The 24,967-nt window shown below is 43.2% G+C and carries 14 protein-coding genes and 1 tRNA gene; 7 read left to right on the top strand and 8 right to left on the bottom strand.

Annotated elements, in window-relative coordinates; all coding sequences use genetic code 11:
- Window positions 1–330: 330 nt before the first annotated feature.
- The gene (locus AS194_RS07155; RefSeq protein ID WP_058024827.1) at window positions 331–1,947 is read left to right on the top strand and encodes an NAD(P)/FAD-dependent oxidoreductase; all 1,617 of its coding nucleotides are present in this window, start codon (window positions 331–333) and stop codon (window positions 1,945–1,947) included.
- Between the two features lie 327 nt (window positions 1,948–2,274).
- Here AS194_RS07155 and AS194_RS07160 read toward each other — a convergent pair.
- From AS194_RS07160 to AS194_RS07170, 3 genes are all read right to left on the bottom strand, one after another.
- A tRNA-Arg gene (locus AS194_RS07160) sits at window positions 2,275–2,350 on the bottom strand.
- 70 nt (window positions 2,351–2,420) lie between these two features.
- On the bottom strand, window positions 2,421–3,254 hold the full coding sequence (locus tag AS194_RS07165; RefSeq protein WP_058024828.1) for a hypothetical protein: 834 nt from the start codon (window positions 3,252–3,254) through the stop codon (window positions 2,421–2,423).
- A gap of 73 nt (window positions 3,255–3,327) precedes the next feature.
- On the bottom strand, window positions 3,328–3,828 hold the full coding sequence (locus tag AS194_RS07170; RefSeq protein WP_058024829.1) for a hypothetical protein: 501 nt from the start codon (window positions 3,826–3,828) through the stop codon (window positions 3,328–3,330).
- 405 nt (window positions 3,829–4,233) lie between these two features.
- Between AS194_RS07170 and AS194_RS07175 the strand changes: the two genes are divergently transcribed.
- From AS194_RS07175 to recD, 3 genes are all read left to right on the top strand, one after another.
- The gene (locus tag AS194_RS07175; protein WP_058024830.1) at window positions 4,234–8,724 is read left to right on the top strand and encodes an exodeoxyribonuclease V subunit gamma; all 4,491 of its coding nucleotides are present in this window, start codon (window positions 4,234–4,236) and stop codon (window positions 8,722–8,724) included.
- A 72-nt stretch (window positions 8,725–8,796) separates the two neighbouring features.
- Complete coding sequence (locus tag AS194_RS07180; RefSeq protein WP_058024831.1) at window positions 8,797–13,305, top strand: UvrD-helicase domain-containing protein; 4,509 nt, start codon at window positions 8,797–8,799, stop codon at window positions 13,303–13,305.
- Between the two features lie 72 nt (window positions 13,306–13,377).
- Window positions 13,378–15,582, top strand: a complete 2,205-nt coding sequence (recD, locus tag AS194_RS07185) for an exodeoxyribonuclease V subunit alpha (protein ID WP_058024832.1) — start codon at window positions 13,378–13,380, stop codon at window positions 15,580–15,582.
- 82 nt (window positions 15,583–15,664) lie between these two features.
- Here the strand turns inward: recD and AS194_RS07190 are convergent, their stop codons facing one another.
- Both AS194_RS07190 and AS194_RS07195 read right to left on the bottom strand, forming a co-directional pair.
- Window positions 15,665–16,228 (bottom strand): hypoxanthine-guanine phosphoribosyltransferase, encoded by a 564-nt coding sequence (locus AS194_RS07190; protein ID WP_058024833.1) that lies wholly within the window; start codon window positions 16,226–16,228, stop codon window positions 15,665–15,667.
- A 92-nt stretch (window positions 16,229–16,320) separates the two neighbouring features.
- On the bottom strand, window positions 16,321–16,989 hold the full coding sequence (locus AS194_RS07195) for a hypothetical protein (protein WP_058024834.1): 669 nt from the start codon (window positions 16,987–16,989) through the stop codon (window positions 16,321–16,323).
- Between the two features lie 307 nt (window positions 16,990–17,296).
- Here AS194_RS07195 and AS194_RS07200 point away from each other — a divergent pair, with 307 nt between their 5' ends.
- The 3 genes from AS194_RS07200 (at window position 17,297) to AS194_RS07210 (ending at window position 20,496) form a co-directional block, all read left to right on the top strand.
- Window positions 17,297–18,979, top strand: a complete 1,683-nt coding sequence (locus AS194_RS07200) for a carbon starvation protein A (RefSeq protein WP_058024835.1) — start codon at window positions 17,297–17,299, stop codon at window positions 18,977–18,979.
- Window positions 18,980–19,094: 115 nt separating this feature from the next.
- Window positions 19,095–19,406, top strand: a complete 312-nt coding sequence (locus AS194_RS07205) for a cory-CC-star protein (protein WP_093070887.1) — start codon at window positions 19,095–19,097, stop codon at window positions 19,404–19,406.
- A gap of 52 nt (window positions 19,407–19,458) precedes the next feature.
- The gene (locus tag AS194_RS07210; protein ID WP_058024836.1) at window positions 19,459–20,496 is read left to right on the top strand and encodes an ArsA family ATPase; all 1,038 of its coding nucleotides are present in this window, start codon (window positions 19,459–19,461) and stop codon (window positions 20,494–20,496) included.
- Here AS194_RS07210 and AS194_RS07215 read toward each other — a convergent pair.
- From AS194_RS07215 to AS194_RS07225, 3 genes are all read right to left on the bottom strand, one after another.
- On the bottom strand, window positions 20,491–22,158 hold the full coding sequence (locus AS194_RS07215) for a DUF3482 domain-containing protein (protein WP_058024837.1): 1,668 nt from the start codon (window positions 22,156–22,158) through the stop codon (window positions 20,491–20,493). The two genes, AS194_RS07210 and AS194_RS07215, sit on opposite strands and share 6 nt — an antisense overlap.
- A gap of 125 nt (window positions 22,159–22,283) precedes the next feature.
- Complete coding sequence (locus AS194_RS07220; RefSeq protein ID WP_058024838.1) at window positions 22,284–23,258, bottom strand: sterol desaturase family protein; 975 nt, start codon at window positions 23,256–23,258, stop codon at window positions 22,284–22,286.
- A gap of 121 nt (window positions 23,259–23,379) precedes the next feature.
- Complete coding sequence (locus AS194_RS07225; protein ID WP_058024839.1) at window positions 23,380–24,780, bottom strand: DUF2868 domain-containing protein; 1,401 nt, start codon at window positions 24,778–24,780, stop codon at window positions 23,380–23,382.
- Between the last annotated feature and the right edge of the window lie 187 nt (window positions 24,781–24,967).

Raw genomic sequence — 24,967 nt, forward strand, 5'->3', positions numbered from 1 at the left:
CCATTTTTATAATGGTTTCACTATATCAGCGGCTAGCGATGACTCTGCACTCAAGATTTTATCTCTTATATCACCAAAACTACAAAACAAGGTTTATAGCGATTAACGATATCATTGGGCATATCTAGCTTAATTATAATGAGGGGCGATCAGCAAAGGACTGCTTTGCAGCGACGCAAGACAAGAGCTGTGCTCGTAGTGGGACTAGAATTAAAATAAGTGTGGCCTGACCTTTACCATCAGACTGCGTAAGCAAAATATTTATTCGCTTATTTGTATCAGTACCAGTAAAATGCGAGACTGTTTTCTACACGAGTTTATGAGTAACCAATGATACGTTTAACTGAAATTAAATTGCCATTAAATCATGCACCTGAAGATCTAACGACTGCTATAACGACAAAACTTAAAATTTCTGCTGAGCAAATGGCGTCATTTGTGATGTTTAAACGTGGTTATGATGCTCGTAATAAAAGAAATATCCAATTAATTTATACGCTAGACATCATACTGACCGACTCAGATTTGGCCAAGGATTTACTGGTTCAATTTGAGTCAGACAACCATGTTAAACCAACGCCAGATACCAGCTACAAGTATGTAGGTGAAGCACCAGAGAACTTAACTGAGCGCCCTGTGGTTATTGGTTTTGGACCCTGTGGCTTATTAGCAGGACTCACCCTTGCTCAAATGGGTTTTAAACCTATTATCATTGAACGTGGTAATGAAGTAAGACAGCGCACTAAAGACACCTTTGGCTTTTGGCGTCAGCGTAAATTAAACACAGAATCAAACGTACAATTCGGTGAAGGCGGCGCGGGTACCTTCTCCGACGGTAAATTATATAGCCAAGTGAAAGATCCAAATCATTATGGCCGTAAAGTAATGACAGAATTTGTAAAAGCTGGCGCACCAGAGGAGATTTTATTTGTTAGTAAACCGCACATAGGCACTTATAAGTTAGTCAGCATGGTAGAAAAAATGCGTGCCCAGATCATAGAGCTTGGCGGTGAAATCCGTTTTGCTACTCGCGTAGACGACTTGCATATAACTGACTCAAAAATAACTGGCGTAACGCTTAATAATGGCGAAACCTTAAAAACTAACCATGTTATTCTTGCTGTTGGTCATAGTGCCCGAGACACTTTTGAGATGATCCATGATAAAGGCGTGTATGTTGAAGCAAAACCTTTCTCAATTGGCTTTAGGATTGAACACAAGCAGTCAACCATAGATAAAGCACGCTTTGGCGACAATGCTGGAAACGAAATACTTGGCGCTGCGGATTATAAATTGGTTCATCACTGCAAAAACGGTCGTTCTGTTTATAGCTTCTGTATGTGTCCAGGCGGAACCGTTGTTGCCGCAGCATCAGAAGAGGGCCGTGTAGTCACTAACGGCATGAGCCAATATTCAAGGAATGAGCGCAACGCCAACAGTGCTATTGTTGTAGGCATCGACCCAGAGCGAGATTACCCAAATCACCCTCTTGCTGGTATCGACTTACAAAGACAACTAGAGACTTTAGCGTTTGAATTAGGTGGCAAAGACTACAGTGCACCAGCGCAAACCATTGGCGATTTCTTAAAAGGTAAACCAAATTCAGAATTAGGCGATGTAAAACCCTCCTACACACCGGGCATTACCTTAACCGACTTAAGCAAAGCACTACCAGACTTTGCCGTAGATGCCATACGGGAGGCCATTCCAGCATTCAATAAAAAAATACAAGGATTTTCATCTGATGACGGTTTGCTAACTGGCGTAGAAACCAGAACATCGTCACCAATAAGTATTAAACGCAATAAAGACTTTCAAAGCATTAATACCAAAGGCTTATTCCCAGCTGGCGAAGGCGCAGGCTACGCAGGTGGCATATTGTCAGCAGGGATTGATGGCATTAAAGTAGCCGAAGCTGTGGCGAAATCGATGTTGAATATAGAGTAAGAGTGGCTTTAGGCAAACCACAATATTAACCCTATTACCCAGATAAAAATATGTGATCGAAAAAGCCTTTCAAGCTATTAAGTATAAAGCTTGAAAGGCTTTTTTTATTTTGAAGATGGAGAATCATTCTCATGCTTTCAATAAGTTTGGACATCCTAAAAGCATGAGCTGATTAGGTTAATAAGCGATGCCGGATATTTTATGTTTTGACGATGTGCTGTACGAAAATACATCGTAATTTATGCAATGTTATGATGCGATAAGAAATAAAAAAGCCCCATAACCAAAAGGTTGTGGGGCTTTAAAATAAGCTAAAAATACCATGATTGGTGCGCCCACAGGGACTCGAACCCCGATCGATCGCTTAGGAGGCAACTGCTCTATCCTGTTGAGCTATAGGCGCATTATGGAGTGCCATTGTAGGAAAAAGCAGTCATAAAAGCAATCAACAAAAGACAAATTGAGGCAATTTGTCATTTATCTCCATTGCTAAGAGCATCAGCGACATCTACTGGATTATCGCCTGATGCTTTTTTTGCCCGTGATGTTGGTTGAAATAAGTCGTTTACGCTATTCTCATAACCATTAATATTATAATAATCGTATTTCTCTAAAATACCTTGGCCCGTACTTGAGAGTAAGAAGTTGCGAAAACTAACGGCAACCATACGGTCTGTCAAAATAACGCCTTCGAGTTCTTGCTTATCCTTCAAGGCATAATTAAAGGAGGTTAGTGTACGTGCCTCTTTATTATCGTTCTCGGCAGTTGCCTGTTCACTATTAGCATTTTCACTATCAGTATTTTCGCTATTGGTTTCATCCTCTGTAATAACTGTATTGGCGTTTACCTTACTCTGGTTATCTTGGTGTTGAGACGCTGTCAGCTTTGCTTGTAGTTGCGCGAGACGTTCTGCCGATAGCCTATCATTTGCGATAATGACGTCTGTACTAAAAGCGGCGTCGCTGTCGTTGTTAGCATTGATATCATTATCTGATAAGGTTAAAAGTGTGTTTGGTGGCACATAGCTTGCTAACACTTGAATATGAGGATAACGAGATTCAAAACTGACAATGATATCGTCCAATGGCACTTGCAGGCTTTTTGCTGCACGGACATACAGGATGCTATCAGGCACAGCTTTGGCAGTCTTATCGCCTTTGGCAGCGGCAGATTCATTCTCACTTGCCATGATAGGTAGCGGATCTATACTTTTACGATTGTGGGTCCACAACCATGCAATCAGAGCGATAAAAATTGCTAGCAGCAATAAAATTAGCCCAGCCAGTAGCAGCTTGTAGTCTTTCATATATTACCGCTCTTTTATTAATGGATTCAGTTCAAAATTTACATAAGACACTATAGGTGATATATGGCTTGAGTCAAAGCTTTTGATCGAGTACTTCATTGGTTAACTCTGTCAACATCTCTGCAAACACATCTGTATTCACAAAAGAAGGCATAGACGCTGGGGTTTTATTCTCAGTACGGTTATTACCGGGCGATGCAGGCTGGCTATCAATCGCTTTTGTATAAGCTATTGCTTGATGTGCAGCCAATGGCGACTGACCGATCATAAGCTTGTCTTTTAGCCATTTAAACCCATGCGCCTCCCACCACGCTTCAAAACGCGATAAGGTGCTACCACGCACTGCAACAGGCAAATCTAATGTACGTAATTTTTGTGCCAACACAGGATCGCTGATGGCTTGGTGAATGCTCAGATAAAGGGAGCTACTATCGTCAGTATAAGGACGTCTGTTTTGCCATGATTTATCATCGATTTTCATACGCGGTAATTGCCATAGCTCACCACGATAGTAAACAACGTATAAACGTTGTTTCGGATGAACAAAGACGGCATCAATAGGACGCAAAGGCATAATGTTAAATCATCTCGTGATAATGGATATTAGGTCTAGATAAGGTATAGAAAATAACTTAAAAGAGCGGCAATGTATATTTTATTATCATAATTATAAGCAGTGCCACAAAACGACATTAGATGTCGCAAGATAGTATAATGCTGATATCTATACTGGTAAACATCGAACATCAGTGGCACACTGACAGAGCATATACGTGGCTTATGAAAGCGTATTGTACATCATATAATGCTAGCAGAAATGCATTACAGTGACGACTGCCAAAGATGTATTGATGAGTATCAATTCGGGCTTCATTGCTACTTTCTGTGGCACTTTTATTACAAGCGTAGTGATTGACAGGTTAGCTGTAACCAACAGTAGCCCTCAGCGCTTACGCTTATTCTAATCAGATTATTGTCTATGTTTACTATCATTCAGTCACATCGTACCGAAAATCTCGTTGACCAACTACTGGTGCAATATCAGTCAAAGAGTCAGAACATTTTTGAACCTTTTATTGTTATTGTACCGTCAATGGTATTGGGCGACTGGTTGGATAAAACCATTGCTGGCCGTGCTGGCATCAGTACATTGGTGCGTACCAAATTTTGGGGTCAGTATCAGTGGACACTCATGCAGGATGTGCTAACTCGCCATAATGCCTATTTGTTAGAGGTTAATCCTGAAGCAGCAACCTTGAATGTACCTGAAGTTGCGGTACTTTCACCCACGGTGATGCAGTGGCGATTGTTCGGATACCTAACTTACTATCAAGCGTTGATCGTCAATGATGACACGCATCCTGTGAACCCATTGTTGGCATCTTTGATTGACAAGCCACAAGAAGGAGTCAAGCAAGATAAGGCGCAACAAGACGCGCGCATTTGGCAGCTGGCAAGTGACTTGGCAAGGGTGTTTAACCGTTATTTGACTCATCGTGAGGATTGGCTGGCGCTATGGTCGGATAACAAGCCACTTGATGTAGACAAGCTAATCGCAGATAAAGATGCACTCTCACTACGGTTTGATCAGTATGCGCGCGGTACGCCTGAGTGGCTAGTGGCGCACTATGTAGAGCTTGAGATTGCGCAGCGCTTTTTGTGGTCGCATTTATTTGCGGATGTACATCAGCACCGTGTGGCCATTGAGAATACTTTTTGGTCAGCCCTAAAAGATAACAAAGCAAATGAACGTGAGCAGCTACCGACAGTGCTGCGTATTTTTACCATTCAGCAATTGCCACAGACTGAGCTTGATTTTTTGCAGCGCTTGTCAAAATATATGGACATCACGTTACTACACTACAATCCCTCAAAGTTATTTTGGGCAGATATTGTTGATAAAGCGTGGCTACAGCGTCAGCAGATTATTAATCCCCAAAGCGTGTTTTTACGTGATTACGGGCACAGTTTACTGTCGCGTTTAGGCAAACAGTCTCGTGATACTTTTGCTATGTTGGCCAATTTGTCAGGTAATGAGCAATACCAAGAGGCGCTGGTGGAGTGGCAAGATAACTTTAGTGATAGGTTTGATGATGAAACTGGTAGCGTCATCGATGGCAGTGCCAGTAACAGTGATGACGATGATAGGTTGCAAGCAGCAGAAAACGGCCCAAGTTTATTGCGCCGTTTGCAAAACGATGTGTTGATGCTTGACGAGCAATCAACCCAACAAGCGACAGCTGCAAAAGTCTCAGAGGCCGTCAGCAACCAAATAGCATTGGATTTTGAGCAAGAAACGTCATGGTACGACGATGAGGTACTAGAGAATAAGCGCTTTGAAAAAGACCGTTTTTGGGCTATCTCTTCTCAAGATAATAGCCTAAGCATTCATTCTTGTCATAATTTACAGCGCCAACTTGAAGTACTGCGCATTATGATTGGACGCTGGCTCAATGAGCCCATCAAAGCTGGTGAGAAAAAGCGCCATATATCAGACATTGTGGTGTTGCTACCTGATGTTGAGCGTCATCATGCGCTAATTAGCTCTATTTTCGTCAATGGCAGGGGACAAGATGGCCTGACCTTGCCTGCGAAGGTGACTGGTGTTGTCGATGCTGATATTCGCCAGTTATGGGAAGCGATTATTGGGTTTTATAAGCTGCTTGGCAGTCATAGCGCTCGTTTTGAAGCGGCTGAGGTTTTAGATTGGCTGATGCTGCCACCCTTATTTGAGAGTTTTGGGTTGACCCATGAGCAAATGAGCCGTGGTTGTGATTTGTTGGTGGAAGCTGGTTTTATCCGCGGGTTTGATGAGCTGCATCTAAAGCAGACCCTAGACGTCAATGACTATGATTATCGCTTTAGCTTCGCACAAGCGTTAGACAGATTGACTTTGGGATTAATTATGCCAGAGGCGGGTCTGAGTGATTGTTTATACCCTTTGCATGAAGGTGAATGGCCAAGTACGGCTGTACCTGAGATGAGCTTACCACTCGCGCAAGTGAGTCTAAATGACGCCATGATTGTAGAAGCGCTTTGCCGTATTTATACTGGCTTGGTGGCAAGGCGTGATGACCATACACAAAAAATGAAAGCGGAAGATTGGCTAGATCAGATTGAGACCCAAGTGATTCATCGATACTTTGGCGATGTCGATCAAACGCGTACGATGCGCGCTATCTATAATGCGATGAATGGCTTTAAATCGAGCTTACGTGCCAATCGTCATTATAGACAGTATTCTAGTGGTGCTAGTGGTGATAGCAGTAGGGTAGAGGTGGAGCAAAGGCTGGCAGGGGTAGAGCAATTACCGCTAAAGCTGAGCTTTATGCTAGACAGTATCGAAGCTGAGCTTGAAAGCCAGCAAGTCAGTGCTGAGCCGACTGGTGTGATTACTTTTGGTCGATTTGGTGCACTACGGAACGTCCCTTTTGAGCTGGTGGTCATGCTCAATATGGATCTCTCTGAGTTCCCAGGGCGAGACCGTGACAACCGATATGATTTGATGAAAGCGACCAATTCACGGCGCGGTGATAGAGTCAGTGAGGATGATGATAATGGGGCATTTTTGGATGCGCTACTATGTGCGCGTAGTGCATGCTGGATATTCTACAATGGTCAAAGCTTGACTGACACTCACGAGCATCTACCAGCGAATCCTGTGAGTGAGCTGCTACAGTTCTTACAAGGTGAGGTGCAGTGGCAGGTTAACTCGCTTGATACTTTGCCTGAAAGTATTGATTCAACGGCAGAAAGCCTTAAGCGTTATTTACCAAAGCTCATCAAGCAATGGCTGGTCACTGAGCATCCAGCACTACCTTTTCACAAAAGCTTGTTTGAAGCAGATATTGAAGGAGCTTCTGAGCAAAAGGCTGATACGTCTGATGATGTTAGCGATAGTAAACTTGATACTGCTGTAGACGATGAGCTAGATAGGTTGCTAAATAAAGCCATGCGCAAAACCAAACTGGCTCAGAAAAAACAATTTCCTCCAGCCCCGCTATGGCAGGCTGTGTTTGAGACACTACAGAAAAGAAGATCTAGCGAGCATCCACAACTGATTGGCTTACCCACAAAAACACAGTACGAAGCCATTGCTCAAATGCTGGGTCATCGCTTGGGTGGAATGGGGAACATAAATCATCAAATCGTGTCTACATTAGCCAATATGCTGGGACTCGATACTTCTACTGCTGCTAATGATATGAGCGATAGGACTCAGGTGCTCACCCGAATGGTGCGTGATACCGTATTTAATATTGGCGAGATAGATATTGAGGGTATGCTGGTGTATCAAGTGCGCCATCCTGCCAAAGCGTTTTTACGGTCTCAAAAAGTGCATGTGGTACAAGGTGAGGAAGCGATGGCGCATCAAGAGCCATTGTTTTTGGATCACCTGACAACTTATCAGATTAAAGATCATTTGATTAAAGGGCTGGCCGCCGATAAGCGTACTGACAATATGACTCAGCAAGATAGCTCAACGTTGATGTATCAGAAAATCATACCAGCAGGGGTAGCGCGCCAAACCACGTTACCCAATCAACAACAACAATTACAGCAGCAGTGTTTAGAGTTTGAAGAGCAGTTGATTACTAATGGTTTTGGTGAATGTGTCGTACCTAATATAAGTAGAACAGAGGATATGACAGCTTTGCATTTACTGACACCCACCGCAGAGCACCCCATTCAGATAGAGCTGGCAGCTATACTTAATCGTGTAAATAACGACGCAAACAGTCAAATAGACACAGACGCATGGCTTACATTACTGCCAAAATCTATCAAAATAAAAGGCCTAGTGCCGCTTTTGACGCCAAGGCTATCACCAATATCAGTATCATCAGATAACGATGATAAAAACGCTCATATTCAGGCAGGCATGACCTATGCCGAGCAATCACCTAAGCAATGGTTAAATATACTGCCTAATTCTGCCAGTCCAAAACATCTCCTTAAGTTTTGGTTGTCCCATCTATACTGGCAAGTAGCCAGATGCACCACGGCTGAGCAAGTGGCAGCAAATGATGGCGTGAGTATCTGGCGCTTTAATAAATCCAGCTCAAAAGTAGATGCCTACAAAAATGTCATCGCATTTAAACTAAGCCCAATCGTCTATGAAGATGCGGTACTGGAACTAATAAAGTGGGCGATTTTTGGCAATCTATCGGGTCAAACACCCATCACATTACTGCCTGAGTATGCGCTCAATTATCTGGCTAAGTGCTCAAAATCGCAAGAAGATGATAATGAAAATAGCAATTATTGGCCAAAACGGGCAGACTTCTCAGATTGGCTAAGACCTAATTATAACTCAGACACGATATACGATACTTGCTCTCAGCATGCCATCTGGCAATATGTACTGCGTGACCAAGATGCCTTTAGAGCCTTATCAGCAGCGTTGACCACCTTGGCGCAACCACTGTATAGGCCGATGTTTATCGCATTAGATGGGTTAGACAATTAGCTATAGCAGTTGTTTTTAGTTTTCTTTTTATCCTCTAGATTTTATAGATAATAATTAAAAGTATGCGCTTATATGACAGATTTTACTGACACAACCGACATTATCGAACCTACTGTACAACCAAATTTATCTGACGATCATCCAGATGTTTCGGGTGACTCAGGGGCTATAGTTGAGGAAAAAGAAGAAATAACACCGGCGGTTGCGGTTGCATTAACGGGAAGGCATCTTATCGAAGCCTCAGCAGGTACGGGCAAAACTTGGACGCTGACTGGCATTGTGTTGCGTCTCCTGATTGAAGCGCGACGTGCGCCAGAGCAAATCATTGCCACCACCTTTACTCGAGCCGCCGCCGCCGAAATGCGTCAGCGCATCCACGACCGTCTGGTAGAGTTCTATCAGCTATTACAATGGGTCAATAATCTGAGTGCAGATACCAATAATAAAGACAACTTATATCCCAACCTATTGCAGGTACTGCCTGATAGTGGCGATAACAAGAATAACAAGGATAAGCCAACAAGCAACGACTCAAGTAACGAATCAAATGCTAAAACAGAGGCTGATGAGTTTAATCAAGATATTGACCATGACCATAAACATGCTCAGCAGGTGGCTCGAGAAAAGCGCGCGCAAGTAAAAAAAGCGCGTGAAGATTGGTTAAAAGAGCAAGCCAAACATGCACACTTAAACGCTATTATGGACGATCCCATTAACCTACATTTAGTCGGTTATCTATTAGATCATGTGTATAGCTATCCTATGGCGGAGGCGATCCGGCGTACCGCATTAGTATTAACGACATTGGATAAGCTGTTTGTCGGGACGCTCGATAGCTTGGCGCAAAAGTGGCTGAAGGAATACAGTAGTGAAACCGGTCATCAGCAAGGTATGGCAATCATTGAAGACAGCAGTATCGAGCAGATCACCGATAGTATCATTCACGATGAGCTGCGTCAGTTTCAAAGTCGTTTGTATCATGAGCAGCCCAAACTGTATGCGCTTATGGATCAGCAAGGTAAGCTGACAGCAGTAGGTGATCATAAAAAATTCGTTTCTCGTTCACTGAATTTTATTTCTGCGCCGATTGATGAGATAAAACTAGATAAAGGTTTTGATTTTGATGCGTATGAAAAGCTGATTCATAAGTTTGCCCAGTTAGATTTGGCAGACATTCAGCCCTATCTAAATCCTGATTATAGGAAATCTCAAGGGTTTAATGGGCGTTCCAATTTATTTAGACAGTTCGATGCTATTGTTGACGTCCATCAAAAGGTAGCGCAATATCAGCTGACATTTAATAGCTATTTGAATGAACGTGAAAATAAGATCTTAACGTCGTTGCAGGACGCTAGATATCCAAATGAAGACGGCAAAATTAAGAATTTCAATAAAGATAGAGAAAAAGAGCATCAGACCCTTTTTGAGTTAGAGACCATTAGTAAGTTAATGTCGCTCTTAGATATGATCGAAGGGTTAAATCAGCATATTTTATTGGTTCTAGCCAACCTAAATCGTCATATCGTGCTTGCCGTACGTAACAGACTGCCCGTTATCTTAGAGGAGCGAGGGGAGACGACCTTTAGTTTGCAAATGGTACGCTTAAACCAAGCACTAACGGGTCGGCAAGGCGATAAGCTGGCGCGTTATATTCGTCACCATTATCCAATTGCCTTAATTGATGAGTCGCAAGATATCAATGGCGAGCAGGCCATTATGATTGAAAGTATCTATTTGCCAAAGAGTAAACGCAAACAGTCAGATAATGACAAGCAATCCACCACCAAAAAGTCCAACCATGAGTTTCTATTGCTGGTTGGTGACCCAAAGCAGGCGATCTACGGGTTTCGTGGTGGGGATGTGACCAACTATAATTATATGAAAGCGCAGTTTGACAAAAGTACCATTTGGACGCTCAATACTAACCGGCGCTCCACCCTTAGCTTGATTAATGCGCTTAACTGCTGGTTTGGTATACCTACAGCAACAACTGCTGAAAACAAGCTGGCGCAGCTGGGGACTGGTATTTATTATCAGCACAGCAAAGCCGCAAAAGAGCAGAGTAAATTGTCTTGGTTTAAGGGTTCAGGCGCAAAAGATAGTAGCTTGGTGACAGACGTTCTCTCTGCTCAGCCAGTGAGTGTATTGCACCTGCCTAATAGTAAAGAGGCAGAGCTTGACTATGATGAGTATGAAATCACTGCCCGTCATATTGCTGTTTTGCTCAGTAGTGGTCAGACACTAAACGATCAGCCGATTCAGCCCAGTGATATTGGGGTGCTGGCACGTACCAAAAAAGACTTAAAGCAGGTTGAAGACGAGCTGGTCAAACTGGGCGTACCCACCTTGACCACCAGTGACGTCAGCATCTTTGAAACGATTATGGCAGAGGATGTCGCAGCGCTACTTAGTGCCATGCTATACCCGTATCGTCATGACATGATTAATCGGGTATTGACCAGTCATTTATATGGACTGAGTATCAAAGATATCAAAGCCATGATGACGGATCATGAATCAGGTGTGGCTGAGAGTGACGACAGACTTAATAGTATCAATCCAAATAGTAGCGATGTTCAAAATAGAGAACATAAAAAGAGCTATCAAGATTTTATCACCTATCTAAAAGAAGGCGCACAGCGTTGGCAGCATTTTGGTGTTTTGTCGGCGCTACACTATTTATTGGATAAAAGCCCCATACAGTCACAAGGCGTTTGGCAAGCACTGGCCGCTCATCCAGAAGGTGATCGACATATCATGGATTTACGTCATGTGATGGACGTGTTGGCACAGTATGGCCTAGGCATGGGTGAGCATGAGCTGTTAGCTTGGTTTAGGCAGCACATAGAGGCTGCACCCAACAGCGATTGGGCCAAGCAGTATCCGCTACCCACAGAGTCTGGCGTGCAGCTCATGACCATTCATAAGTCAAAAGGACTTGAGTTCCCCATCGTCTATGTACTGGGTATGGAAGATGCCAGTATGAAATCAGGTAATAATGAGAAGTATGGTCTATATTTATATAACGTCCAGCAAGCGCCTTCAGCGTTAGTGCAGCAATCAGCAGAGGATCAATTTATAGGTAATCAGCGCCGCTTCTCACCATTGCAAGGCTCTGCTACGGTAGAGGACTATTATACTGATATCGAAACAAAAGAAGGTTTTGATGAGCTACGCCGTCTTGGATATGTGGCATTTACGCGGGCTAGCGAACAACTTTATGTGGTGTTGCGAGATCCTAAGAAGAATACAAATCCTGAATTAAGGCCAGTATTTTATTGGTTTGACTCTGTAGACGCAAAGTTTGAATTACCTGATAGGCTAAAAGGCACGATAGGTATGCTTAGAGGGCATAATATTAATGAGTTCTATAATAGTCACTATACTAAGACAGTAACATCAACAGATACCAAACTTACCATAGAGCCCACGACACAAGTGATTGAGTATGTTCCTTTTGCTGAGGTCATGAAAACGAGTTATTTTTATGGTTGGGCTAAGACCAGCTTTACGGCTTTGGCTCGTCAGCTAGACGAATCAACGCAAGCGATGGCTGTTGTTGATGAGCGTATTGATGATGCGATAGACATTGATATGGCAGACATCGCAGTATCAGTTGAGTCTTATCCTAATAGTAGCCTTGATAGTAATACGTCTCTCGAAAAAATTGATGAGATAAGTCTCAAGTCAGAAGAGGATATTCGCTTTACCTTTGTAAAAGGTGCTAATGCAGGTACGTTTTTACATGAGATATTTGAAAAAATCGATTTCACTAATAAATCCCAGTGGTCTGGGGTGATCGATAGAGCGGTAAGTAGTTATCAATTACCGCTGGTGTATAGCAGTGCTGAATATCAGAACCGTAGAGCACAAGGCAACCGAGAAGAGAGTTCTGTCTCATTTAACGCTGATGCAATAGATACGACAAAGCATGAGGCGTTGATTACTTGGATTGAAGAGGTGCTGCGTACTCCGCTGCTAGCGTCCAATCAGCCACTTTATTCTCTCAACGAAGAGCAACGCTTTGCTGAATTAGAATTCAATATGGGATTGTCAGAGCGCTTTAAAGCAGAGGATATCAGTCAGTTATTTCAACAGTATCTACCTGATGAGACAGACAAGCATGTCAATCTTGTACCGCAAAATAGAACGCACTTGTATCGTTACTTGCGTGGTGAGATTGATTTGGTTTATGAGTATGCTGGCAAGTACTATGTGGTCGATTATAAGAGTAATTTTTTAGGAAATAGCCTAAGCAATTATAATGAAACTACACTTAAAAAAGCCATGTCCAAAGCAGGGTATTGGCTACAGGCAGCAATTTACCAAGTAGCATTGCATCGATTCCTTTCGATGAGAATTGCTGATTATGTAGGCAATGAGGCTAAGTATTTAGGGGCGGTAGAATATGTCTTTCTAAGAGGGGTATACAGCCCCGACGCTCAAGCAACTGCTACCGTATCACAAGAGGCTATTAAAACGAGCGAATCACCATACAACGGCCGTTATGGACTTGTGACGTGGGATATACCAATCGATTTTATCAAAGGTTTAGATGCGCTATTTGGTGTACCTGATTAGTAAGCTTATATAGCAAATATTATTAATCAAAGATTCTAAAAAGATCAAACAGGTCAAAACAGAGATAAATATATCATGAGCAATAATAATAAAAGCAGTGCAGTAATTGGATTGCAAGAAAGCTGGGCCAGTAATATCAGTGATTATATTTTGCTACGCCGTGAGCAAACGCGTATAGCGTACGACGCAACGTATGCAAAAGCGAATAATGAGAGCAAACAAGCCGATAAGAAAGAAGACAATTATTTATTTAACGCATTGTTCATGATGTTAGCGACGCATTTGGAAGAGGGCCATACCGTACTGACCATTGAGTCTTCTGAGAATGAAGAGGTATTGCAAGGTGAAATCAATAATGAGTCGGTCACATTATACACTTGGCAGCAACAGTTATTAGAGATGCTAGCAATGCCAATCTTTGCGCTCATAGATACCAAATCAAATACTCAACCAGAAGATCAATCTACCGCCGAAACGTCGATATTTGTATTGCTAAGCACATTATTTGATAAGCGGGATCAGCTATGGATACAGTTGGCGCTGAGTAATCATGAAAAGGACATGCTAACCAAGCGTTTTGATACAATTGCCAAGGTATTTCAGCTACTAAAAAATACCGATTTTACTTTTTTCATGAATCTAGTTAATAAGCATGCTTTGTTTGCTGAGGTTAAGGCTAACACTAATAGTAACAATGAAGAAAATAGCTTAAGCAATAATAACCAACCTATCATTTACGACATAACTAACAGCCAAAATTCAAAAGAATCTATTACTTTTTGGCTACATCGCGCATGGCAGGCCGAATTTAATTTGGCAAAAAATATTAACAATATCTTGAATCAAAAAGTAAATCCTTTACCAATAACAATACCTGAAAGTCTTCACGAAAATCAGATAAAGGCAATTAATGTCGCTAATAACAACGCGTTTAGTATCATTACCGGTGGTCCAGGGACAGGTAAAACATACACCGTTGCTCAGTTAGTTATTGCACTGCAACAAGCGACAGAGAGTGGAGTGAAGGGTTCTGAAAATATTAGATTTAGTACGGCTAGTGCGAGTCTAGCACTAGCCGCACCTACTGGTAAGGCTGCACAGCGTATGCAAGAGTCTTTACAGGCTGCTTTGGATACAGCGGGCATTGATTTGCAGCTGCAAGAAGCCAAAACCATTCACCGTTTGCTAGGTATTGGGCGGACGGGCAGACCTCGTTACAATGGCGATAATCCACTTGGCGAAGATATTATCATTGTTGATGAAGCGTCGATGCTAGGGGTTGAGTTGGCTAATTACTTGGTGAGTGCAGTGAAACCAGGAGCAAGGCTCATACTGTTAGGTGATGCTAACCAGTTGGCAGCAGTCGATGCAGGGGCGGTATTGGCGGATTTATGCCGTATACCATTGCTACAATCCATTCATGCAGAGCTGACTGAGAGTCGCCGATTTGGCGCGGACTCAGGTATTGGCAAGCTGGCTACCCAAATCAATAGAGCAGAGATAAATCTTCAAACTATTTGGCAATTATTAAGGCAAGACGATGCCTTGAGTTTCCAATACGTTAATACGTTGCAAGTAGACTCTGTACCAAGCAATCAGATAAAAAATAGCCTAAGCAATAAAAAAAATATCCCAAAAATCTCCCAAAATTATCGACCATATATGAAAAGAGTTAAAAATTTGATAAGAAATCCAGTAGAAAAATCTATGCCAGAATCAATAAAAAGCACTATTGCATCATTGATGGAAATATTTAGTGAGTTCAGAGTATTAACCGCTGGTCACAATGGTGAGTGGGGCGATCATTACATTAATAATTATCTCACCCAATGGCATCTCACTGAACTAAAGCTCCCGCTGGGTCAAAACGCATGGTTCCACGGTCGCCCTATTATGATTTTGCAGAATAACTATGAATTGGGGTTATTTAATGGTGATATTGGTTTTTGCTTACAGACATCAGATGACAGAAGTCGATTGGAAGTGTTTTTTGAAAATAAGACGCAAGGGGTTGCGGTCAATCTACTCAACGAGGAGGTAGTTGCTACTGCGTACGCTATGACGATTCATAAGTCGCAGGGATCTGAATTTGATCATGTCGCAATTACGTTTGATGATAGTCATGCAAGATTATTAAGCAAGGAGCTTATTTATACAGCGGTGACTCGTGCCAAAAAACAAGTGACCATATACAGTACAAAACACGCTTTTGAGAAAGCTGTCCAAACACCGACCGAAAGACATACCGGTTTGTCTCTACAGTTTGAGTACTTATGATTATCATTCTGAGCATAAAAAAAGCATCCAAATTGGATGCTTTTTTTGAACTTAGATATTGTTAGTCACTTAGAGGTAAGACTTAAACCTTATCTTCTTTGATAGCATAGATACCTGGCAGGTGACGCAAGTAACCATGGAAGTCCATACCACAGCCATAGACATAACGATCTGCGACATTAATACCGACGAAATCAACATCAAAATCGGCAACTTTGCGGTCATGCTGCTTGTTTAGCAGCACACAAGACTCGAGAGATAATGGTTTTTCTTTATTTAGCTCTTCGACAACAGCTTTTAGAGTGATGCCTTCGTCAAAAATATCATCAATCAACAAGACATGCTCGCCTTCGATACTCACATCAGGCTTGAATTTCCAATCAAGATCGCTAGTACCTTCATTATCACGATAGCGTGTCGCATGGATATAATGCATACGATGATAGAATGTCAGATGCGTCAATAATTGACCAGCGGGAATTAATCCACCGTTCATAACAACCATCACAATTGGGTTCAAACCAGCGTAGTGTAGGTTAAGCTGAGCGGCCAAGCGCTCATAAGCGGCAGCAACTTCAATGCTGCTGATCAGGCACTCTGAGTTACGTAATGTTTTTTCGATTTCTTGATTGCTGATTTGGGTCATCGGGCGCACCTTTGGTGAAAAATGCCAAGTATTTTAACAAGTTTTGGTAAGTTTTCCCAATGTTATATAACCATTTGGTCAAAATTTAGCAATTACTCTGGTTTTTCAATGATAAATGGACGGTAATAATTTGCCAAACGATTGAGCGAGTCATTTGGTAGATCAGGTAGTAGCTTGTTAAGCGCCATATTCATTCCTTTATCAATCGCAGATTTGGCAACTGGCACTGATTTGCGTTTGATCATACCTAATTTTAACGTTTCAGCGTAGCGGCTGACGAAGTGGGTTAATGTCGCATCATTCATGGTTTCGAGCGCTGTTTTAAACTTGGCTCTATCTACGTGCTCTGGTGTGATAGCAGCAAAGCCTTCAACGATAGTTCTAGCATCTGCTTCTGACAATTTAAAGCCAATACGTTTTACGCCTTCATTATCAATAAAAGTTGCCTGATCTTTTAGAAAGTGAAAGCTTGGCAGCACTTCTTCGTTACTTTCTTTACCAAGTAAGATATTAAGCAGGGTATCGGTTGAGCGCTCTATCATGGTGACGATTTTACGCATCGCGGCTTGGCGCTCAGGGTTTGGAATAATCTCTACCAAACCGACTAACAAATTGTCCGTTAGATCACGAGCTGTCTGATGAGTGAGCGCGTCTCGGTAAGGGTAATAATCTACTTGCTCATTTGAAGCAACGACTTGTTCGGCCTCGCTGATTAATACTTTTAATTTATCTGAAGGTACGAATCCAAAATAATGTGCCATTGTGCTTCCTTTATTTGTTGTTTTTCATGTCTCACTTGCGTTACATTTGTCGTGAAATCGGTTACCATTTAACCAGAATTTGAAACAAAGACTCACCACGCTATATGCTACTTAGTGACGCACCATCATTGTGTAATGCAAAAATTTATTGGCTAATACTCATTTCACATGATTTTTACAATTTATTCGGTGACGGGTCAGGTTATATGAATGACTCGCTGCACACTAATTTAGCATATTTTTTATATTTTGATTTAAAAAGCTTGAACTTATAAGACTACCTACTACTTGTCTAGGGAGAGATAAGATGAATAGTGCTATTGTACTGATATTCGGCGTTGCTGCTATGCTTTGTGGCTACGTGTTTTACTCAAAATTCATTGCTACCAAAATTTTAGCATTGGATAACAGTCGTCCCACGCCAGCGCATACGATGAAAGATGGGGTCGATTACGTTCCTACCAATAAATATGTACTATGGGGGCACCATTTTACCTCGGTGGCAGGCGCTGCACCGATTATTGGTCCCGCAATTGCGGTTATTTGGGGCTGGGTACCTGCCATCATTTGGGTGGTGCTCGGTACGATTTTTATGGCTGGTGTACATGATATGTCGGCCATTTGGGCAAGTATGCGCAATAGAGGTCAATCGATTGGCTCTATTGCAGGTACGGTCATGGGCACACGTGTCCGCAGTTTAATGATGGTTGTGATTTTCTTATTACTACTGATGGTCAATGCGGTGTTTGGTGTTGCTATTGCTAATATGATGATCAAAACGCCATCCGCTGTATTGCCTGTTTGGGGCGCCTTGGTGGTTGCCTTTATCATCGGTCAATGTATTTATCGCTACAAGATGAATTTGGTTTGGGTATCTATTCTCGGGGTAAGCGCTTTATACGGGCTGATCTATCTTGGCCCTATGTTCCCGATTGTGTTACCTGAGACCGTGATGGGCTTACCTGATAACGCTGTATGGATTCTTATTTTATTCGCCTATGCGGCGATTGCTTCGTTGTTGCCCGTATGGATGCTGCTTCAACCTCGCGATTATATTAATGGATTACAGTTATTTGTCGGTTTGATTTTATTGTACGCAGCTATCTTTATCGGCACGCCAAATATTGTCGCGCCAGCAATAAACACAGCACTGCCAGTTGGCACGCCATCATTGATGCCGCTGCTGTTTGTGACGATTGCTTGCGGTGCAATCTCAGGATTTCACGGATTGGTTGCGACAGGGACGACGTCTAAGCAGATTGATAAAGAAGAAGACGCGCGTTTCGTTGGTTATTTTGGTGCGCTAGGTGAAGGTATGCTGGCACTCGGCGCAATTCTAGCAGCAACCGCAGGTTTTGCTACCCTTGGTGATTGGCAAGCGGTCTATCAAAAATTTGGCGACGGTTCTATCGGTGCCTTCATTGATGGTGGTGCGACCATATTAAATGCGGGTGTTGGCATCGACATGGTACTATCACAGACGATGCTTACGGTCATGGCTGCCTTGTTTGCAGGTACCACTATGGATACTGGTGTACGCCTGCAACGCTATATTTTTCAAGAGTTCGGTGAGTTTTATAACCTGCCAGTCCTCAATAAAAGCGTGGTCGCAACATTGCTTGCTGTCGGCAGCTGCTTGCTATTAGCATTCGGCGCGGGCGGTATTGATGGTGCTGGTGGTATGATTATCTGGCCACTATTTGGTACGACTAACCAGCTAATGGCGGCGTTAACACTAATGATCGTAACGGTTATCTTGTTACGTAAAGGCAAACCAGTTTGGTACACTTTAGCGCCATTGTCGTTCTTGCTAGTCATGACGGTATTTGCACTACTGATTCAGCTTAAAACTTTCTTCACTGATGGCAATTGGCTGCTGATCATTATGGATATCATTATCTTGATAGCAACCATCTTAGTAACGTTTGAGAGTCTGTCTGTATTACGCAAAGAATGGTCGATACACAAAGGCAAAAGCGGTGACATTTAAACGCTAAACCATATTAAATATTTATCAACTCAAAAACGCTAGCAGCAATTGCTGGCGTTTTTTGTATCACATAGGCATGATAGGCAATAAGAAATAAGTAGGGTATAAGCGAATTATGGAAAATAAAAACACATCAAATGATATAGAAAACGCCCAACCACCAGAGAGTACTCAACCATGGTGGCAACGATTTGTGGCTGGGTTGAATGAGTTTTATCATGCACCTTATCGCCAAACGATGGCACGTGCTGCCCGTGATGAAGAAGATTTCTTTATGCTGCTGATGTTTGCTGAAAGCTTAGGCATTGATAATCCTGCCAGCTTTTATACCTTAGAGTTACAGCCGTTATTTTTAGAAAACTTTCACGAATGGCACACGCGCATGGGTATGGATAGATGCCCATTTGACCATGTTGGCTGCTGCTAATCGTTTATTTATGATTGAAAAATAAAAATAATATAAGAAATGAGATGAAAATATGGCATTACATCCTCTACATACATTAGTAGAACAACTAAAAGCACAACCGATTATATTTATCGGCGGTAAGGGCGGTGTGGGAAAAACCACTACTGCCGCCGCACTTGCCAGTTATTACGCAAGCCAGCAGCAAAAAACGCTGATTGTCTCAACCGATCCAGCACACAGCTTGGGCGACGTGTTGGATACACAGCTTAATAACGCAAAAACAGCAATATCACCTTATTTAGATGCCATTGAGTTAAATCCTGATGTAATCGTTGACGAGCATTTTTCTCAAGTTGAGCGTACGATTAAATCCTATGCCAATCCAGATATGATGCCCAAAATTCGTGAGCATCTGAGACTATCAAAATCAGCACCCGGCGCCCAAGAAGCAGCGATGCTCGAATCCATGTGCCAGCATTTAGTCGAAGCGGCAGATGCAGGCTATGAGCATATTATCTTTGATACTGCACCGACAGGGCATACGCTACGGTTGCTAGTACTACCAGAAATGATGGGTGCATGGACAGATGGACTGCTTGCTCAGCAACGACGGCAAGCCAAGCTACGCTCAGTAGCGACGCATTTGGACAGTCACAATCAAAAAAGCAGTCAAACGGATAGCGCTCAAAAGAACCATGTGGCCAATCCGTTTGCCGCAAAAAAGCCTGATCGCTGGGAGCAAGCGGTATCCGTGCTAGAAAAGCGCAAGCAGTTATTTCGTCAAGCAGGACTGCTGCTGCATGATCGTACACAAACGGCAATTGTGTTGGTTATGACGGCTGACGTGTTGCCGTTGGCTGAGACCAAACGGGCTATCGAACAGCTAGAGGACAGCAAGCTCACGCCCGCAGCAATAGTCATCAATCAGTTGATATCAACAACGCAGTCGGATGAGTTTTGGCGCCGCCGTGCTGAGCGTCAGCAGGATTTGCTGCAGGATATTGAAAACAATTTTTCTAAATATCCGCTGTATCCAGTTTATCTGCAGCAAACAGACGTACGTGGCACAGAGGCATTGAGTGCGTTGTTAAATGATAGCAACTCATGACTCACGCTTGTAGGTCTGTAATTTGCCCGACAGCGACCATGCCATATCTGCGCGCAGCAGCTGCGCCTGTTCAGACTTACCACTGCTAAGCGATGACCATTGCGGTTTGCCGCGAGCCTTTTTTAGCTCACTAGGTAATTTATTCGCAGGCCATACGGTAATCGGGTTGCTATCTTTATCAGTATTGCTGTTGCTATCATCATTTGACGATGTCTCAAGGCTGCTTTTCTCGCCTTTATATAATAGCTGGGTGGCGTCTGTAGCAGCATGGCCGCGATGGCGTAGGGCAGTGAGTAAGTCGATCGCTCGCGTTGCTAGCAATGTCAACGTCGCAGGATCGATATACAAGCGTTTTACCCCAGTAATCCTATCGGCAATACTACTGGTGTTAGATAGTAACCCGCCTGCGATACCACCTATCGCTGCACCCAAGCCCAATGTCGTACCTAGCGCTGCTGCATCAATACCCAACCCTAACAGCGCACCCGCTGCTGCGCCAGAAGTGGTACGGATACCATAGCTCTTGAGGAGTTCAGGATCAAATGGGTCTTGCTGATAGGCTTGCAATTCAAGCGGGGTTGCCGCGACTGCGTTATCATAAAACTTATAGAGGTTAAGTAAATTGTGCTGCATCGCACGCTCACTTTGTCTAACTGCTTCTTGCATTTGTTCTAATACAGGCATCGGGTCGTCATCTTCATTAATCTCGCGTACAAAAGAAGCGACATTCAATAAAAAGTCAGCAATAATAATATTGGCCTCATCATACAACTGCGCCCAATCTTCAGTCCGGCGCTGCATCAATTGCTCAAGCATCTCAGAATGAGTGAGCATAGTGGCTAGGTTTTGCCAAAGATGCATCTCATCTTCAAATTCAAAAGCAACGGAATCAAAACGTGTGGAGATATGTAGATTGCGTCTTGCCAGCATGGTTTGCCAATCATCAATATTGGCATTCTGACTGTCGGTAAAGTTAAAGACAGGCATCACCGGAATGGCAGCCCACGATAAAATCGCTAGCTCATCTTTATACTTGCCCAATACTGGCTCACGAGCATCTACCACATAGATGGCCATATCACTTGCCAGCAGCTGACGAATCACTTTTGCTTCTTGGCTATAATCATAGCTGTCTAGAACACCGCTATCTGCACCTTGAGCGATATCTGATGCCAAAAACTGCTGCAAGCGCTCAATACCATCACGGCGACTGGCGGTGTTGTCCTCCAACCAATCCATAAGTCCTGATGCGTCCTCTAGGCCTGGTGTGTCGTATAGTGCTACCAGCACCTCACCCGTTTGACTGTCTGTCAGACTTGCTTGCTCGACATGACGCGTGGTCGCCGCTTCGTTTTTGACTTCACCAAAATAGACATCACGCAGTAACGTGCGCAATATGGAGGTCTTACCGGTATTGGTATGTCCCACGACCGCCAATTTTAGCGCTTCACCACTGGCGATGGTTTTTTTTGTCACATTTGTGGTGGCTGGCGGTACTGCTTCAGTTGATATGGCTTGATAATCATGAGTCACTTTCGAATGAGCGGCCGGTGATTGCGAGGTGTCAGAGTTATTATTTGAGTGGCTGGGCAACGCCTTGTCTGCAAAAAGACCTGTAGGCGTGTGATGCTCGTAATTTTCTTTTTTATTGTCATTATTCATAGTCGCGTCTTATTATTATTGATGATCAAACTTTAGCCATTTATTGTAAAACAAATCTGGTGGCAGGTTGGTTCTGGATGCGTAGTGTCCATATCGTAAACTGTATTTTATGTATCCATGATACGCTATGAGATTGCTGTAGGTGGTCGCAGCAGTACCTTGATTTTTTTCTTAATGCCCTTGGCACGAAAAAACCGCTGCCACATTCGGTAAAACACCCCAAATATCAGACCAACAATATTATCGTGACTGGTCTCACCAACAGCCCCATATTTGACGGGATTATTGACGGTGTCTTCTTCTACGTAAGTGCCAAACCAGCGATCAAAAATAATAAGAACGCCGCCATAATTTTGGTCAATATATTCACTATTGGTACCATGATGGGCGCGGTGGTTGGATGGGGTGTCAAAGATATACTCAACCCATTTTGGAAATTTCCCCACCGTCTCGGTATGGATAAAGAACTGATAAATCAAATCTAACGCATAAAAGAAAAATACCCAGACAGGATGCACACCCAATATCATCAGCGGGACGAAAAATAACCACCAACCTGTCACCGAGTACAGCAGGCTTTGGCGCATGGCGGTGGATAAATTCATCTTATCATCTGAATGGTGCACGACATGCGCTGACCAAAACCAATTCATGCGGTGTGAGGCACGGTGAAACCAGTAATAGCTGAACTCAACCGCGACAAATATGGGTATGGCTGTCAGCAATGTCACCTCAATAGTGAATAGTCGGTATTGATATAGCCACAGGCAAATAGGCAGCACAATAAGTGCTTGGACAATCAATTCAAATCCGAGATAAGAGCCGCCCAAGCTAAAATTGGTCATCGCACGGCGCCAGCTAAAGCTTTCATTTTTCCCACGCTTAGACTGATAAAACCACTCTGCCAAAAACAATAAGAAAAATGGGCCACTAGCCAGCGGTAACAGCCATTCTTGCCAGTGAGCAGGTAAGATACTTGCCAGCATTGGCTGCCATGACTCTGGTGCAGCGGTTAAGATACTTTGGTTTAACGCCTCTTTGTAATTATCCAATATCTGACCATACTCACCTGATGTTAAGAGGGTGTTGTCTGTTGACATATTTGGCTCCTAGCCACTATAAAACATCCTTGTTATCCAAGAGATAACTATTTTCTATATTACTGGTTTATTTTGTCCCTTTTATAAAAATAATTATTATTAAGTATCGCATTCAAAAACTTTAAGAATTAATATCCACCAAGCCAATTTTTCGCGCAGAGAGCGCTGTTTGCCACTGCTGATAGCGAACGGCTTGTTTATCTACTGGTTTATCATCCGTACGAGCGTCAGTCAAGCCAGCAGAAGGGGTGGTATCACTAAGCAGCTGTACAATAAGACCATCTTTTGCATGAGCGGCGATTTGATCAAGTTTTCGTAGCGTACCGCGGTCGGGCAGTGCTTTGCTATGAATACCTAATAGGACTTGTACAGGGTGCTCGTCTAAGTAGTGTTTGAGCCGTGTGATGTCCTCACGATCATCGACGATACCAAAATTCTCAATCTTACTTGATTCTGAAAAATCATGACGGTCATCATTCAACCCTGACTGCCACCATTCATCCTGATTTGAAGGATATTCAAGCAGGGCGACCAGTTTCTTACCGGCGCTAACGGTCGCCTTTGGTGCGATAGGTGCGGGTGCTTCCGTAAAGTCATCGGCATCAACCACGTGCCGCTGCCAAAAGTTTATTATCTTTTGGTAATACGGTTGCTTGATGTCTAAGCGCATCTTTTTGCGGCGGAACATCAAGGCACAAAATACCCATGCTATCGCACGCGGGACAATACCGTACATCAGTAAACTACCGACTAGCAATCCTGCCCATTGCCGTGCCACAGACAGTGGCATGGCTTCTGTTACCAGCCTGCTTTGTGCAATAGCGGTACTATCCGGCACATCAAATCCCACCATGCTTGGTAGCCATCCAAGTATTTGAGTTAAGCTAACTAATGCCTGATCAGAGAGTAAGGTCGACTCCCAGCTAAAGCTATACTGACGCACAATTAATAAAAATATAATCGCAAGCAGCATACCGGTCAACGTCGCAAGCCATAACTGATGGCTAAACCGTCCCAAATACCAACGCATACCGCTGTGCTGTAATTGTCGCTCATACAGATCGACGGCCGCCTTGGTCACATCGTCTTTACCGCGTATGAGATAGCTGGGACTGACAATGCTGGCAAACCAACTGGGCGCTTGCTGGTCTCGATTGATAAGTGTCATGACAAGCCAGCCACCAAGCATAATAGTATGAAAACCAAGCAAGCAAACCAAGACATAAAAGAAATTCACCACATTAGACTGCAATAGCGTGAACAGTCCCAAAAATCCCGAGATGCACCACACCACACTCATGACGATCATGATGCCTTTTATGCGGCCATCAATCTTACCCAGTACCCGCGCAAGCGCCCCATTGCTATCGATGCGTGAGGCCCGTCGATGCAGCTTTTGGATAGGTGTGCCATCCTCGCTCTGTAGCTTTTCCGTGATCAGTAACGGGTCAGTGGCAAAGACGTGCTGATCAGTCTCTAAGGCACGTACCAGCTCGGTCAGTTGGTCTTGGGGTGATAGCATAAGGCGCTGATATCCGTATAAGAACGTCAATATAAGTAATGGAAAGCAAAAAATGCGGGTTTAATCGCTAAAAATTATTGTAGCGTATATAGAATGAGAATAATGTCTATTATTTTTATCATAGCAAACACTCGTAAAATCAGCCAAAATGAATAAACAAACCAACACGTGCTAAGAGCTGCATAAA

The sequence above is a fragment of the Psychrobacter piscatorii genome, from assembly GCF_001444505.1.
GTDB lineage: Bacteria > Pseudomonadota > Gammaproteobacteria > Pseudomonadales > Moraxellaceae > Psychrobacter > Psychrobacter piscatorii_B.

Bases quoted from the DNA above. Each gene is read 5' to 3' on its own strand.
- AS194_RS07155 (WP_058024827.1), top strand. From the start codon at position 331: ATGATACGTTTAACTGAAATTAAATTGCCATTAAATCATGCACCTGAA.
- AS194_RS07165 (WP_058024828.1), bottom strand. From the start codon at position 3,254: ATGAAAGACTACAAGCTGCTACTGGCTGGGCTAATTTTATTGCTGCTA.
- AS194_RS07170 (WP_058024829.1), bottom strand. From the start codon at position 3,828: ATGCCTTTGCGTCCTATTGATGCCGTCTTTGTTCATCCGAAACAACGT.
- AS194_RS07175 (WP_058024830.1), top strand. From the start codon at position 4,234: ATGTTTACTATCATTCAGTCACATCGTACCGAAAATCTCGTTGACCAA.
- AS194_RS07180 (WP_058024831.1), top strand. From the start codon at position 8,797: ATGACAGATTTTACTGACACAACCGACATTATCGAACCTACTGTACAA.
- AS194_RS07190 (WP_058024833.1), bottom strand. From the start codon at position 16,228: ATGACCCAAATCAGCAATCAAGAAATCGAAAAAACATTACGTAACTCA.
- AS194_RS07195 (WP_058024834.1), bottom strand. From the start codon at position 16,989: ATGGCACATTATTTTGGATTCGTACCTTCAGATAAATTAAAAGTATTA.
- AS194_RS07200 (WP_058024835.1), top strand. From the start codon at position 17,297: ATGAATAGTGCTATTGTACTGATATTCGGCGTTGCTGCTATGCTTTGT.
- AS194_RS07205 (WP_093070887.1), top strand. From the start codon at position 19,095: ATGGAAAATAAAAACACATCAAATGATATAGAAAACGCCCAACCACCA.
- AS194_RS07210 (WP_058024836.1), top strand. From the start codon at position 19,459: ATGGCATTACATCCTCTACATACATTAGTAGAACAACTAAAAGCACAA.
- AS194_RS07215 (WP_058024837.1), bottom strand. From the start codon at position 22,158: ATGAATAATGACAATAAAAAAGAAAATTACGAGCATCACACGCCTACA.
- AS194_RS07220 (WP_058024838.1), bottom strand. From the start codon at position 23,258: ATGTCAACAGACAACACCCTCTTAACATCAGGTGAGTATGGTCAGATA.
- AS194_RS07225 (WP_058024839.1), bottom strand. From the start codon at position 24,780: ATGCTATCACCCCAAGACCAACTGACCGAGCTGGTACGTGCCTTAGAG.